11 protein-coding genes are annotated in these 12,796 nt (G+C 69.3%); 4 read left to right on the top strand and 7 right to left on the bottom strand.

The window, feature by feature from the left end; all coding sequences use genetic code 11:
- Positions 1–44: 44 nt before the first annotated feature.
- The 3 genes from M2352_RS14425 (at position 45) to M2352_RS14415 (ending at position 3,389) form a co-directional block, all read left to right on the top strand.
- Positions 45–635, top strand: coding sequence for a biotin transporter BioY (locus tag M2352_RS14425; protein ID WP_264665171.1), 591 nt, complete (start codon positions 45–47; stop codon positions 633–635).
- A gap of 81 nt (positions 636–716) precedes the next feature.
- Positions 717–2,870 carry a methylmalonyl-CoA mutase gene (gene scpA / locus M2352_RS14420; protein ID WP_264665170.1) on the top strand — a complete coding sequence of 718 codons (2,154 nt, stop codon included), beginning with the start codon at positions 717–719 and terminating at the stop codon, positions 2,868–2,870.
- A gap of 156 nt (positions 2,871–3,026) precedes the next feature.
- On the top strand, positions 3,027–3,389 hold the full coding sequence (locus M2352_RS14415; RefSeq protein ID WP_264665169.1) for a hypothetical protein: 363 nt from the start codon (positions 3,027–3,029) through the stop codon (positions 3,387–3,389).
- An 85-nt stretch (positions 3,390–3,474) separates the two neighbouring features.
- Here M2352_RS14415 and M2352_RS14410 read toward each other — a convergent pair whose 3' ends face one another.
- From M2352_RS14410 to M2352_RS14395, 4 genes are all read right to left on the bottom strand, one after another.
- Complete coding sequence (locus tag M2352_RS14410) at positions 3,475–4,074, bottom strand: superoxide dismutase (RefSeq protein WP_264665168.1); 600 nt, start codon at positions 4,072–4,074, stop codon at positions 3,475–3,477.
- A 135-nt stretch (positions 4,075–4,209) separates the two neighbouring features.
- The gene (gene hpnE, locus M2352_RS14405; protein WP_264665167.1) at positions 4,210–5,493 is read right to left on the bottom strand and encodes a hydroxysqualene dehydroxylase HpnE; all 1,284 of its coding nucleotides are present in this window, start codon (positions 5,491–5,493) and stop codon (positions 4,210–4,212) included.
- Positions 5,448–6,344, bottom strand: a complete 897-nt coding sequence (hpnD, locus tag M2352_RS14400; protein ID WP_264665166.1) for a presqualene diphosphate synthase HpnD — start codon at positions 6,342–6,344, stop codon at positions 5,448–5,450. The genes hpnE and hpnD overlap by 46 nt, the downstream gene beginning before the upstream one ends.
- Before the next feature lie 12 nt (positions 6,345–6,356).
- Entirely contained in the window at positions 6,357–7,229 is an 873-nt protein-coding gene (locus M2352_RS14395; RefSeq protein WP_264665165.1) for a squalene/phytoene synthase family protein, read from the bottom strand.
- A gap of 130 nt (positions 7,230–7,359) precedes the next feature.
- On the opposite strand from M2352_RS14395, the gene M2352_RS14390 reads away from it, so the two are divergent.
- A complete protein-coding gene (locus tag M2352_RS14390) occupies positions 7,360–8,214 on the top strand; it encodes a phytoene/squalene synthase family protein (protein WP_264665164.1) in 855 nt (284 codons plus the stop codon).
- A gap of 42 nt (positions 8,215–8,256) precedes the next feature.
- Here M2352_RS14390 and trmFO read toward each other — a convergent pair whose 3' ends face one another.
- From trmFO to M2352_RS14375, 3 genes are all read right to left on the bottom strand, one after another.
- Positions 8,257–9,594, bottom strand: a complete 1,338-nt coding sequence (gene trmFO / locus M2352_RS14385; protein ID WP_264665163.1) for a methylenetetrahydrofolate--tRNA-(uracil(54)-C(5))-methyltransferase (FADH(2)-oxidizing) TrmFO — start codon at positions 9,592–9,594, stop codon at positions 8,257–8,259.
- Positions 9,595–9,952: 358 nt separating this feature from the next.
- Positions 9,953–12,322, bottom strand: a complete 2,370-nt coding sequence (locus tag M2352_RS14380; RefSeq protein ID WP_264665162.1) for a Tex family protein — start codon at positions 12,320–12,322, stop codon at positions 9,953–9,955.
- Between the two features lie 79 nt (positions 12,323–12,401).
- On the bottom strand, positions 12,402–12,722 hold the full coding sequence (locus tag M2352_RS14375) for a heavy metal-binding domain-containing protein (RefSeq protein ID WP_264665161.1): 321 nt from the start codon (positions 12,720–12,722) through the stop codon (positions 12,402–12,404).
- Positions 12,723–12,796: the final 74 nt, after the last annotated feature.

The following is a 12,796-nucleotide window of genomic DNA, read 5'->3' as shown; positions in this document are numbered from 1 at the left end:
TTCAACGAGGGCCGCCGGTCCATCAAAGGATTGGGACGCTTCCTATGGTGCAAGAAACCGCCGCCGCCCCCGCCGTGCCGCTGCTGACCAGGCTCCGCCCGCAGGGCGGCGTGGTCACCGCCGGTCTGGCCGTGGTGCTGGGCAGCCTGCTGCTCATCGCCTCGGCCAAGGTGCAGGTGCCGTTCTGGCCCGTCCCCATGACCATGCAGAGCATGGCCGTGCTGGTGCTGGGTCTGGCCTACGGCAGCCGGCTGGGTGCGGCGGCGGTTCTCCTTTATCTGGCCGAAGGTCTGGCGGGCCTGCCGGTCTTCGCCGGAACCGGCGCCGGCCCGGCCTATATGGCGGGGCCGACCGCGGGGTATCTGGCGGGGTTCGTGGCCGCGGCCTTCGTCACCGGCTGGCTGGCCGAACGCGGCTGGGACCGCTCCGCCGTCAAGGCGCTGGCCGCCATGTTCGTGGGCCATGCCGTGATCCTGGGTGCCGGGGTGGGGTGGCTCGCCACCTTGTTCGGCGCGGAAAAGGCGGTGGCGGTGGGGCTGGTGCCCTTCCTGGCCGCCACGGTTTTGAAGACCGCGCTGGGCGCTGCCATCATGCAGGCCGCGTGGTGGGGGGTGGGGCGCCGCCACGGCCCCTGACCTTTATTATAAGAAACATGCGATAGACTTGGCCGCCGGTGCCCAATCATGGCCGGCGGCGGACGTTCAAGGAGAGGTGTCATGACCGACTTCCCGAAGAAGACGATCGCGGACTGGGAAGCCCTCGCGGCCAAGGATATCGGGGCCAAGGGCTCGCTGCAGGATCTGGTCTGGCAGACGCCGGAAGGGATCGACGTCAAGGCGCTCTACACCGCCGCCGACCTGGAAAGCCTGGAGCTTGACACGCTGCCGGGCTTTGCGCCGTTCACCCGCGGCCCCCGCGCCACCATGTACGCGGTCAAGCCCTGGACCATCCGCCAGTACGCCGGCTTCTCCACGGCGGAAGAGTCGAACCGCTTCTACAAGGCGAACCTGAAGGCCGGCCAGATGGGCCTGTCGGTGGCCTTCGACCTTGCCACCCACCGCGGCTACGACAGCGATCACCCGCGCGTGGTCGGCGACGTGGGCAAGGCCGGTGTCGCCATCGACAGCGTTGAGGACATGAAGATCCTCTTCGACGGCATCCCGCTGGACAAGATGTCGGTGTCGATGACCATGAACGGTGCTGTGCTGCCGATCCTGGCCGGCTACATCGTCGCGGCGGAAGAGCAGGGCGTGCCGCAGGACAAGCTGTCGGGCACCATTCAGAACGACATTCTGAAGGAGTTCATGGTCCGCAACACCTACATCTATCCGCCCGAGCCCTCGATGCGGATCATTGCGGACATCATCGAGTACACGGCACTGAACATGCCGAAGTTCAACTCGATCTCCATTTCCGGCTACCACATGCAGGAAGCCGGCGCCACGGCGGTGCAGGAACTGGCCTTCACCATCGCCGACGGCCTGGAATACGTGCGCGCCGCGCTGTCCAAGGGGCTGCCGGTCGATAAGTTCGCGCCGCGCCTGTCGTTCTTCTTCTCCATCGGCATGAACTTCTTCATGGAGATCGCCAAGCTGCGCGCCGCGCGCCTGCTGTGGTCGAGCCTGATGGAAAAGAACTTCCAGCCCAAGGACGCGCGCTCGCTGGCCCTGCGCACCCACTGCCAGACCTCGGGCGTGTCGCTGACGGAACAGGACCCGCACAACAACGTCATCCGCACCACCATCGAGGCGATGGCCGCGGTGCTGGGCGGCACCCAGTCGCTGCACACCAACGCGCTGGACGAGGCGCTGGGCCTGCCCACCGCGTTTTCCGCCCGCATCGCCCGCAACACCCAGCTCATCATCGCCGAAGAGTCGGGCATCACCAAGGTGGTCGATCCGCTGGGCGGCTCCTACTACATCGAACACCTGACCCACAGCCTGGCCACCCAGGCGCTGGACCTCATCAAGAAGGTCGAGGAACTGGGCGGCATGACCAAGGCCGTGGATTCCGGCATGCCCAAGCTGTTGATCGAGGAAGCCGCCGCCCGCCGGCAGGCCGCCATCGACCGCGGCGAGGAAGTCATCGTCGGCGTCAACAAGTACAAGGTCGAGCAGCCGGAGCAGGTCGATGTGCTGGACATCGACAACACCGCCGTCCGCGAAGCCCAGATTGCCCGCCTGAAGCAGATCCGCGCCACCCGCGACGAGGCCAAGTGCCGCGCCGCCCTGGACGCGCTGACCCAGGCCGCCGCCGAGAAGTCCGGCAACCTGCTGGGTCTGGCGGTGGAAGCCACCCGCGCCCGCGCCACCGTCGGCGAAATTTCCGACGCGCTGGAAAAGGTGTTCTCCCGCCATGTCGCCCAGATCCGTTCGGTGTCGGGCGTCTATGGCGCGGCGTACGAGGGTGACGAGGGCTTCAAGGCCATCCAGAAGGACATCGAAGCCTTTGCCGAGGAAGAGGGCCGCCGCCCGCGCATCCTGGTGGTGAAGATGGGCCAGGACGGCCACGACCGCGGTGCGAAGGTGATCGCCACCTCGTTTGCCGACATCGGCTTCGACGTGGACATCGGGCCGCTGTTCCAGACCCCGGACGAAGCCGCCCGTCAGGCCATCGAAAACGACGTCCACGTGGTCGGCGTGTCGTCGCAGGCCGCCGGCCACAAGACCCTGGTGCCGCAGCTCATCGACGCGCTGAAGGCGCAGGGGGCCGGGGACATCATCGTCGTGTGCGGTGGCGTCATCCCGCCCCAGGACTATGACTATCTCTACAAGGCCGGTGCCGCCGCCATCTACGGCCCCGGCACCAACATCCCCAAGGCGGCCGCCGACATCCTGTCGATCCTGCGCAAGCAGAAGGCCGCGGCGTAAGCCAGACGGGCATGGGTTGCGGACGGGGGCGTCCGGGCGAAGGTCCGGGCGCCCCCGCTGCGTTTGGGGAGATGGCTTCGCGTTATGCGCGAAAAAGTACACTTGCATGAGGCGGGGTGTACCGTATGATGGCTGCGATGTTCATGGGGGTGCCGCATGTCCAGCCGTGACGACGAGATCCTTGCGAAACTCGATATCCTGCTCGGCATTCAGCAGCGGCAGGAGGTGCGCCTTGACGGGATCGACAAGCGCCTCGATGGAATGGACAAGCGCCTTGATGGAATTGATGGGCGCCTTGACGGGATCGACAAGCGGATCGACGGGATTGATGTCCGTTTGCAGACCGTCGAACGCGACCTGCGGGATACCAAGGACCGGATGGCGATGGTGGAAGCCAGCCAGCTTCGCAGCGAAGGGCAACTCAGCGTCATGTTGCAGTGGCTGCAATCCATGGATCTGCGTTTCAGCGCCCTGATGGCCCCGGTGGTCCCGCCAACCCCGAAGAAGCCGGCGGCGTAATCATCCACTCTCGGCCATGAAACAAAAACCCCCGCCGGACGGGCGTCCGGCGGGGGTTTTGCGTGTCAGCCGTGCGGCGTCAGGCTCACGCCTTGGCGAGCTGTTCGGCGACGAAATCCCAGTTGACCAGGCTGTCCAGGAACGCCTTCACGAAATCGGGGCGGCGGTTCTGGAAATCGACGTAATAGGCGTGTTCCCACACGTCAACGGTCAGCAGCGGGGTGTGGCCGTGGGCCAGCGGGCTGTCGGCGTTGGCGGTCTTACCCACCTTCAGTTTGCCGCCATCCACATAGAGCCACGCCCAGCCCGAGCCGAACTGGGTCAGGGCGGCCTGGGTGAACTCTTCCCGGAACTTCTCCACGCTGCCGAAATCGGCGACGATGCGCTTTTGCAGCTCGGCCGGCAGATCCCCGCCGCCGTTCTGCTTCATACAGTTCCAGTAGAAGGTGTGGTTCCACACCTGACCGGCGTTGTTGAACAGGCCGATCTTGGAGGCGTCGCCCACGGTCTGCTTGATGATGTCTTCCAGCGACGCGTCGGCGAGCGGGGTGTCCTTCGTCAGGTTGTTCAGGTTGGTGACGTAGGTCTGGTGATGCTTGTCGTGGTGCAGATGCAGGGTCTGCGCCGACATCACGGGTTCCAGAGCGTCATAGCCGTAGGGGAGCGGCGGAAGTTCGAACGCCATCAGTCCTATCCCTCTGTTCGAGTTTGGTTTGCCTGTTTGGACACACTTGGGCGGGCGGCAATGCGCCCCCGTGGGTGAGATATGTCGTGACCCCGGCGAAGGAAAGGGGGGAAATCGCAACCTTGGCTGTTTTCTCTACTTGCCAGGATCGATTATGGCCCGTGCCGCCCGGTTGCCGGACACAATGGCACCTTCCATCGTGGCGGGCAGGTCCGTGGCGGTCCAGTCCCCGGCCATCGTCAGCCCCACCAACGGTCCGTCCGGCCCCGGACGCAGCGACTCGGCCCCCGGAGTCTGGGCGATAGTGGCCCGCCGCTCCTTCACCACGCGGAACAGCGGCTGGGGGGCGGCGGTTCCCAGCGCCGCGCGCACATCTCCCCAGACGCGGGCGGCGATGGCGTCCGCCGGCTCCTCGGCCAGCGCGCCCGCGTTGCTGGCGGTGGCCGACAGCACATCGCCCCGCTGGAACAGCCATTCCGCCGTGCCGCCGCACAGGCCCAGCAGCGGCGCGTCATCAGGCAGTCCAAGGTCAGGGGGCAGGCGGTAATGCACATTCACGATGGGTGGCCCCGGCGGCGGCACCGTCAGGCCGGGCACCAGCCGTGCCGCCGCCCACGGCGGCACCGCCAGCACCACCCGGCCGGCGGGCATCACGGCCCCGTTCACCCGCACGCCGGTCACCCGGTCCCCGTCACGCTCCAGCGCGTCCACCCGCGCGTTGCACCGGACCGGCACGCCCAGCGCCGCCAGCCGCGCCAGGGCCGGCTCGACCAGCGCGTGGGACAGGCTGCGCACCGGCAGCAGCGGGCGGCAGGCCCGCTCCCCCCGCAGCAGCGTCAGGCGCAGGACCGCGCCCATCAGCCGGGCGGACACCGCGTGGGGGGCGCCGTTCAGCACCGACACCGCCAGCGGTTCCCACAGACGGGTGAACAGGGGACCGCCGGGGGGCAGCACGTCGGCGACGGTGGCGCCGGGCGGTGCCGTCAGCAGCCGCAGGGCGGCCAGATGCGCCCAGGCCCCGGCACCGGGAACCCGCCGCTGCGGGTCGAGGAACCACAGCCCGCCGGGCCGCAGCGTCCACCGTGTCCCGTCCCGCCGGTCGAGGAAGGGGAAGCGGGCCGGGCGCACCGCCCGCATGCGGTCCTCCGCCCCGCACCGCCGCAGGTAATCCACCAGGGCACCGTTGCCGCTCAGCGCCAGATGGCTGCCGTTGTCGAGGGTGCGGTCCAGGTGGGGATCGTGGAACGAGCGCGTGCGCCCGCCCGCCCGCGGGGCGGCCTCCACCACCGTCACGGCCACGCCCGCTTCGGCCAGCCGCAGGGCGCAGGCCAACCCGGCCAGCCCGGCGCCGGCCACGATGACCGGAGGAACCATCAGCGGGCCGGGGGGTGGCCCAGCGTGCAGCGGATGGTCACCCACGCCGCTTCCCGCTTGCCGATGCGCACACCGCGGCGGTGGCCGGCCCAGCCCCGCACCATCAGCCGGGCCAGCAGCCGGCGGTAGAGGATCATCATCGCCAGCGCCGCCCACAGCCGCCCGCGGCGGGGGCAGCGGTCCAGCGCCCGTTCGGCGGCCCCGAAACACCCCTCCGCCCGCCGGGCCAGCGCGGTGCAGGCGGCCTCCAGCTTCGGATGGGCCAGCACCGCCGCCGGGTCGGACTCCGCAATGCCGGCGGCGTCCAGCATTTCCCGCGGCAGGTAGAGACGGCCCATGGCCGCATCCTCGTCCAGGTCGCGCAGGATGTTGGTGAGCTGCAGCGCCTCGCCCAGGGAGGTGGCGAAGATCTCGGTGTCGGAATCGGCGCGGTCGAACACCCGGATCGCCAGATGCCCCACCGCCCCCGCCACCCGCCGGCAATAAAGCCGCAGGGTGCACAAGGGCGGCGCCCGCATCCCCCCGTCACCCGAGGGGGAGGGGATGTCCATGGCCATGCCGTCGATCAGCGCGTCGAATTCCGCCCGCGGCAGCCCATAGCGGTCGATGGCGCCCTTCAGCGCCGCCAGGATCGGGCTGGTGGGGGCATCGCCCCTGTACAGGCCGTGGATGTCCCGGCGCCACTGGTCCAGTTCCCGCCGCTTGACGGCGGGATCGCCGGGTTCGTCGGCGATGTCGTCCAGACGCCGGCAATAGGCGTAGATGCCGAACATCGCCGCCCGCTTGGACCGTGGCAGCAGCAGCATGGGCCAATAGAACGTGCTGCCCGACGCGCCGGAGGCCGGAGCATCGGAGGGACGGGACAGGCCGGGGGATGGGATCAGGGGAGAGGCCATGATCCCGTCATCTTAGCGCGAGCGCAGCCCGCGGGCGATACCCCTTGCCGAGGCGAACAGCTTGACGTGCAGCGGCAGCGCCACCCGTGCCCGCAGCGGATCGCGCACCCGCAGCCGCCGCGACAGCGCATGCGCCAGGCTGAGGATCACCGCCGCCTCCAGCCGCAGGTTGCGGTGCCGGATCAGGCCGGGCAGGGCGGATGCCCGGTCCAGCAACTGGTCCACATTGTCCAGAACCCGGTCGAACAGGGCGCGCATCTTGGCGTCGCTGCGGGTTTCCACCAGCCGTTCGATGCTGATGCCCGCCTCGTCGAACCACGACAGCGGGATGTAGCAGCGGCCAAGCTCCATCCAGTCGTCGCGCACGTCCTGCAGGTGGTTCAGCACCTGCAGCGCCGACGACAGGGCGTCCGCCGCCGGCCCGGCCTCCGCCCCCTCCCCATGGAGGTCCAGCAGGTAGCGGCCCACCGGGTTGGCGGAGAAGCGGCAATAGAGGATCAGGTCGCTCCACGTCTGGCACCGCGCCCCCATGGCGTCGCGGCGGAAGGCGCGCAGCACCTGGCGCGCGTGGCGGTCGGACAGGCCGGTGACCGCCAGACTCTGGCGCAGGTCCAGGGCCGGGCGCTGATAGGGGTGCTTGGCCTGTCCGCTGCTCAGGGATTTTTCCAGCGCGTCCAGATAGGCCAGCTTGTTTTCCGGTTCCAGGCCGGGATCGTCGGCGATATCGTCCGCCAGACGGACGAAGCGGTAGAACGCCATGATGTGGGGCCGCAGATGCCGCGGCAGCAGCCGGGATGCGACGGGAAAATTCTCCTCATCCGCCGATTTGCGGGCAAAGGGTCCGGGCTTCGCGGCGGTCGGCGGGGCGATGTTGAAATCGGCCATGGGGGGTGAGCCTGCTCTTTGTCGCGGCAATGGGCTGGCACGGCGGCCCGTTGAGTTTAATATAAGCGCGGCGCGCGGATTTCCCGTCCCCCCGCACGTCTGAACCCCCTTTTTTCCGACCGGATTGCCGATGGTCAAAGATACCCCCGCCCTGTCCTATTGCGGACAGGAGGTGAGGAAATACGACAACGACCGTTTCCTCACCGCCCTGTTCGCCCCCGCCGGCTGCCGGGAAGCCCTGTTCGCCCTCTACGCCTTCAACGTGGAGGTCGCCAAGACCCGCGAGGTGGTGAGCGAGCCGCTGTTGGGCCAGATCCGCCTGCAATGGTGGCGCGACGCCGTGGCCGCGCTGTACGGCGAGGGGGCCGCGCCCGTCCACGGCGTGGTCCAGGCGTTGCAGCAGGCGGTGGCTGCCCATGGGCTGAGCCGCGATGCCTTCGACGCCCTGATCGACGCGCGGGAATCCGACCTGGACGACGAGCCGCCCGCCACCCTGGCCGCTCTGGAGCGCTACGCCGCCGGCACCGCCGTGCCGCTGACCCGGCTGGCGCTGGAGGCGCTGGGCGTGCGTGACGCGGCGGCGCAGGAGGCCGGGCGCCACGCCGCCACCGGCTATGCGCTGGCCGGTCTGCTGCGCGCCGTGCCGTTCCACGCCCGCCAGGGCCGCACCCTGCTGCCCGCCGACCGGATGGAGGCCCATGGGGCCAAGGCGCGGGAGGTGCTGGACTTCAAGCCCACCCCCGCCCTGCGCCCGGTGGTGGCGGAGGTCGCCGCCGCCGCCAGAACCCATCTGGACCAGGCCCGCGCCGCCCGGCGGGACGTGCCCAGGGACGCCCTGCCGGCGCTGCTGCCGGCGGTGCTGGCCTCGGTCCATCTGGGGGTGCTGAAACGGGAAGGGAACGACGTGTTCGCCGCGCGGCTGCACATGCCCAACCCCTTCCGTCACGCGCGGCTGGCGTGGGCGGCGTTCCGCGGGCGGTATTGAGGGTCAAAAGCCCTCTCCCCGGCGGGGAGAGGGTTCTTCCGGTCAGGACTCCAGCCAGGACGTCAGGTCGGCGGCGGCGCGGCGGGTGTAGGCCAGTTTGCGTTCCTTGCCGCGGATCGCGTCGTCGATGGGGGGGAACAGGCCGAAGTTCACGTTCATCGGCTGATAGGTGTCGGCCATGGCCCCGCCGGTGATGTGCGACAGGATCGCCCCCAGTGCCGTGGTGGACGGCGGCGGGGTGATGGCGCGGCCCCGCCGTTCCGCCGCGGCGAAGCGGCCGGCCAGCAGGCCGACGGCGGCACTTTCCACATAGCCCTCGCACCCGGTGATCTGGCCGGCGAAGCGCAAACGGGGCATGGCCTTCAGCCGCAGCGCCCCGTCCAGCAGCCGCGGGCTGTTGAGGAAGGTGTTGCGGTGCAGGCCGCCCAGCCGGGCGAATTCGGCGTTTTCCAGTCCGGGGATCATGCGGAACACCCGGACCTGCTCGGCGTGGCGCAGCTTGGTCTGGAAACCCACGAGGTTGTAGAGCGTGCCCAGCGCGTTGTCCTGGCGCAACTGCACCACGGCGTAGGGGCGCCGCCCGTCATGGGGATTGGTCAGGCCCACCGGCTTCATGGGGCCGTAGCGCAGGGTATCGCGCCCGCGCTCCGCCATCACCTCGATCGGCAGGCAGCCTTCGAAATAGGGGGTCTTCTTCTCCCATTCCTTGAAGTCAACCTTCTCGGCGGCCAGCAGGGCGTCGATGAAGTCGTTGTAGGGGATCTTGTCGAAGCCGCAGTTGATGTAGTCCTTGCCGGTGCCGCCGGGGCCGGGCTTGTCGTAGCGGGACTGGAACCACGCCTTCGACATGTCCACGCTGTCCAGATGGACGATGGGGGCGATGGCGTCGAAGAACGACAGCGACTCCTCGCCCGTCAGCTCCCGCACCGCGTCGGCCAGGGTGGGGGAGGTGAGGGGGCCGGTGGCGACGATCACGCTGTCCCAGTCCTCGGGCGGGATGGCCGGCACCTCTTCGCGCACCAGCGTGACCAGCGGGTGCTGGGCCAGCGCCTGGGTCACCGCCGCGGCGAAGCCGTCGCGGTCCACCGCCAGCGCACCGCCGGCGGGCACCTTGTGCGTGTCGGCGCACGACAGGATCAGCGAGCCGGTGCGCCGCATCTCCGCGTGCAGCAGCCCGACGGCGTTGTAGTCCGCATCGTCGGAGCGCAGGGAGTTGGAGCACACCAGTTCCGCCAGATGGTCGGTCTGGTGGGCCTCGGTGCCGCGCACGGGGCGCATTTCGTGAAGGATGACGGGGACACCGGCCGACGCGAGCTGCCAGGCCGCTTCGCTGCCGGCCAGACCGCCGCCGATGACGTGAACAGGACGAATCTCGGACATGGCGCGACAATGGCGCGGCGCGGGGCCGGGGTCAACGGGGGAGCGGCGTTCCGTGGCCCACGGGTGGGCGTCCCGTTCGATTTCCTTCCCCCGCTCCGCCGCGGCGATGGACAGGTCGTAATCTGCTGGAGGTTCGAAGTGGCGGGCAGGACGCAGAACCGCATCGACGGTGACGGAGCGGCGTTCGTTGACAATTTCCCCAACACGGGCCGCCGGAGCGCGCGGGGCGATGGCAAGGGCATTGAAGGCGCTGTGGCGGACAGGGGTAAAGGGGCCAGGCGGCGTGCGGTCAACACGCCGCCTGGGACCGGGGACAATTCCTCTTCCCCACACAACGGGGATCGAGGGGGAAAGAGGCTTACTTCTTGCCGGCGCGGGCGCGGGCGAAGGCTTCGGCCAGCGCGCTGTTGCCGGGGGCCGGCTCCGGCTTGCGCGCCGGGGCCGGGCCGCCCTTGCCGCCGGCGGGCTTGCCGCCGGACGGGCGGCTGTTGCGGTCGTCGCGATTGTTGTTGCGCTCGTCACGCGACGGGCCGTTGCCGCCCCGGGGGCCGGCGTTGCGGGCCGGGGCCTCGCTCATGCGCATGGTCAGGGCCACGCGCTTGCGCGGCAGGTCCACCTCCAGCACCTTGACCTTCACCACGTCACCGGCCTTCACCACCGCGTGGGGGTCCTTGACGAAGCTGTCGGCAAGCTGGGAGATGTGGACCAGACCGTCCTGGTGCACGCCCACGTCAACGAAGGCGCCGAAGGCGGTGACGTTGGTCACCACCCCTTCCAGCATCATGCCGGGCTGGAGATCCTTCAGTTCGTTCACGCCGTCCTTGAATTCGGCGGTCTTGAACTCGGGCCGTGGGTCGCGGCCCGGCTTCTCCAGCTCCTTCAGGATGTCTTCCACCGTCGGCACGCCGAAACGGGCGTCGGTGTAATCCTCCGCACTCAGGGACCGCAGGAAGCGGGCATCGCCGATGACGCTGCCCAGCTCGCGGCCCGTTGTCTTCAGGATGCGTTCCACCACCGGATAGGCTTCGGGGTGGACGGCGGAGGAATCGAGCGGCGTGTCGCCGCCGCGGATGCGCAGGAAGCCCGCCGCCTGCTCGAAGGTCTTCGGCCCCAGGCGAGCAACGTCGAGAAGCTGCTTGCGCGTGCGGAAGGCGCCGTTGCGGTCGCGGAATTCCACGATGTTGCGGGCGATGGTCTCGTTCAGCCCCGACACCCGCGTCAACAGCGGGATGGAGGCGGTGTTGAGATCCACCCCCACGGCGTTCACGCAGTCTTCCACCACCGCGTCCAGCGAGCGGGCCAGCTTGGAGGCACCCACGTCGTGCTGGTACTGGCCCACACCGATGGACTTCGGCTCGATCTTCACCAGCTCGGCCAGCGGATCCTGCAGGCGCCGGGCGATGGAGACGGCGCCGCGCAGCGACACGTCCAGGCCGGGGAATTCCGCCGCCGCCACTTCCGACGCGGAATAGACCGAGGCGCCGGCCTCCGACACCATGATCTTGGTGAGCGTCAGGTCGGGGTGGCGCTTGAACAGGTCCTGCACCAGCTTGTCGGTTTCGCGCGATGCCGTGCCATTGCCGATGGCGACCAGTTCGGCCTTGTGCCGCACGGCCAGGGCCGCCAGCACGGCGATGGAGCCGTCCCAGTCGTTGCGCGGCTGGTGGGGATAGATGGTGGTGGTTTCCACCAGCTTGCCGGTGGCGTCCACCACCGCCACCTTCACCCCGGTGCGGATGCCGGGGTCCAGCCCGATGGTGGCCCGCGGCCCGGCCGGGGCGGCCAGCAGCAAATCGTGCAGGTTGCGGGCGAAGACGCGGATGGCCTCGTCCTCCGCCCGTTCGCGCAGTTCGCCCATCAGGTCGTTTTCGATATGCGGGCCGATCTTCAGCTTCCACGTCCAGCGGCAGACGTCGCCCAGCCACTTGTCGGCGGGGCGGCCCTGGTTGCCGCGGATGCCGGTATGGGCGGCGATGGTGTTTTCCGCCGGGTGGGGCTGGCCCTCTTCGACCTCAAGGTCCAGGCGCAGGTCCAGCACCCCCTGGGCGCGCCCGCGGAACAGGGCGAGCGCCCGGTGGGACGGCACCTGCTTCCACGGCTCGTCGAAATCGAAATAGTCGGAGAACTTGGCGCCCTCCGCCTTCTTCTCCTCGATCACCTTGGACCACACGCGGCCACGGTCGGCCATGGTGGTGCGCAGGCGGCCCACCAGCTCGGCGTCTTCCCCGAAGCGTTCCACCAGGATGTGGCGGGCGCCGTCCAGGGCGGCCTTCACGTCGGGCACGGCGTCGGGTTTCAGGAAGGCGGCGGCCTCGGCCTCCGGCGACCGGGTGGGGTCGGACAGGAGACGGTCGGCCAGCGGCTCCAGCCCGGCCTCACGCGCGATGGACGCCTTGGTCCGGCGCTTGGTCTTGTAGGGGAGATAGAGATCCTCCAGCCGGGTCTTGGTGTCGGCGCTGCGGATCTGCCCGGCCAGTTCCGGGGTCAGCTTGCCCTGTTCCTCGATGGAGGCGAGGATCGCCGCCCGGCGTTCCTCAAGCTCGCGCAGGTAGCGCAGCCGCTCGTCGAGCGTGCGAAGCTGGGTGTCGTCCAGGCCGCCGGTCGCCTCCTTGCGGTAACGGGCGACGAAGGGCACGGTTGACCCTTCGTCGAGCAGGGAGACGGCGGCGGCGACCTGGGCCTCGCGGACCTGAAGCTCGTCGGCGATGCGCTGGGTGATCGAAAGCATGGAGGGCCCGCCTCTCATGGTTGGAACCTGTGGGGCCGGGTCTATACTCCCATACGCGGGCCGGGGCAAATGGCTTGGGTCATTCCAGCCGCACGGCGGTGCCGTTGACCGACACCATCAGCATGCCGTTTTCCTTGCCCAGCACCTCGTAATCCACGTCGATGGCGACGACGGCGTTGGCGCCCAGCCCGGATGCTGCGGCCTCCAGATCCGCAAACGCGGCCTCGCGGGCCTCTTTCAGCGCGTTCTGATAGCCACCGGCCCGCCCGCCCACGATGTCGCGGATGCCGGCGAACAGGTCGCGGAAGATGTGCACGCCGATGATCGCTTCCCCGGTCACCACGCCCAGATACTGGACGACCCGGCGCCCCTCGATGGAATCGGTGGTGGACAGCAGCATGACCGTGGCCTCCGTTGGTTGGTCCGTCCGCAGATGGGGTGCGGCGGGGGCGGTGCAAGGGGGATGCCGCCCGG

Origin of the sequence: Azospirillum fermentarium, assembly GCF_025961205.1 — a bacterium.
GTDB lineage: Bacteria > Pseudomonadota > Alphaproteobacteria > Azospirillales > Azospirillaceae > Azospirillum > Azospirillum fermentarium.
The sequence above is the reverse complement of the archived record's forward strand: the minus strand, read 5'-3'. Positions and strand labels throughout refer to the sequence as shown.

Excerpts from the sequence above, each read along its gene's own strand:
- M2352_RS14410 (WP_264665168.1), bottom strand. The coding sequence starts at position 4,074 with ATGGCGTTCGAACTTCCGCCGCTCCCCTACGGCTATGACGCTCTGGAA.
- M2352_RS14415 (WP_264665169.1), top strand. The coding sequence starts at position 3,027 with ATGTCCAGCCGTGACGACGAGATCCTTGCGAAACTCGATATCCTGCTC.
- scpA (WP_264665170.1), top strand. The coding sequence starts at position 717 with ATGACCGACTTCCCGAAGAAGACGATCGCGGACTGGGAAGCCCTCGCG.
- M2352_RS14425 (WP_264665171.1), top strand. The coding sequence starts at position 45 with ATGGTGCAAGAAACCGCCGCCGCCCCCGCCGTGCCGCTGCTGACCAGG.
- M2352_RS14375 (WP_264665161.1), bottom strand. The coding sequence starts at position 12,722 with ATGCTGCTGTCCACCACCGATTCCATCGAGGGGCGCCGGGTCGTCCAG.
- hpnD (WP_264665166.1), bottom strand. The coding sequence starts at position 6,344 with ATGGCCTCTCCCCTGATCCCATCCCCCGGCCTGTCCCGTCCCTCCGAT.
- M2352_RS14390 (WP_264665164.1), top strand. The coding sequence starts at position 7,360 with ATGGTCAAAGATACCCCCGCCCTGTCCTATTGCGGACAGGAGGTGAGG.
- trmFO (WP_264665163.1), bottom strand. The coding sequence starts at position 9,594 with ATGTCCGAGATTCGTCCTGTTCACGTCATCGGCGGCGGTCTGGCCGGC.
- M2352_RS14380 (WP_264665162.1), bottom strand. The coding sequence starts at position 12,322 with ATGCTTTCGATCACCCAGCGCATCGCCGACGAGCTTCAGGTCCGCGAG.
- M2352_RS14395 (WP_264665165.1), bottom strand. The coding sequence starts at position 7,229 with ATGGCCGATTTCAACATCGCCCCGCCGACCGCCGCGAAGCCCGGACCC.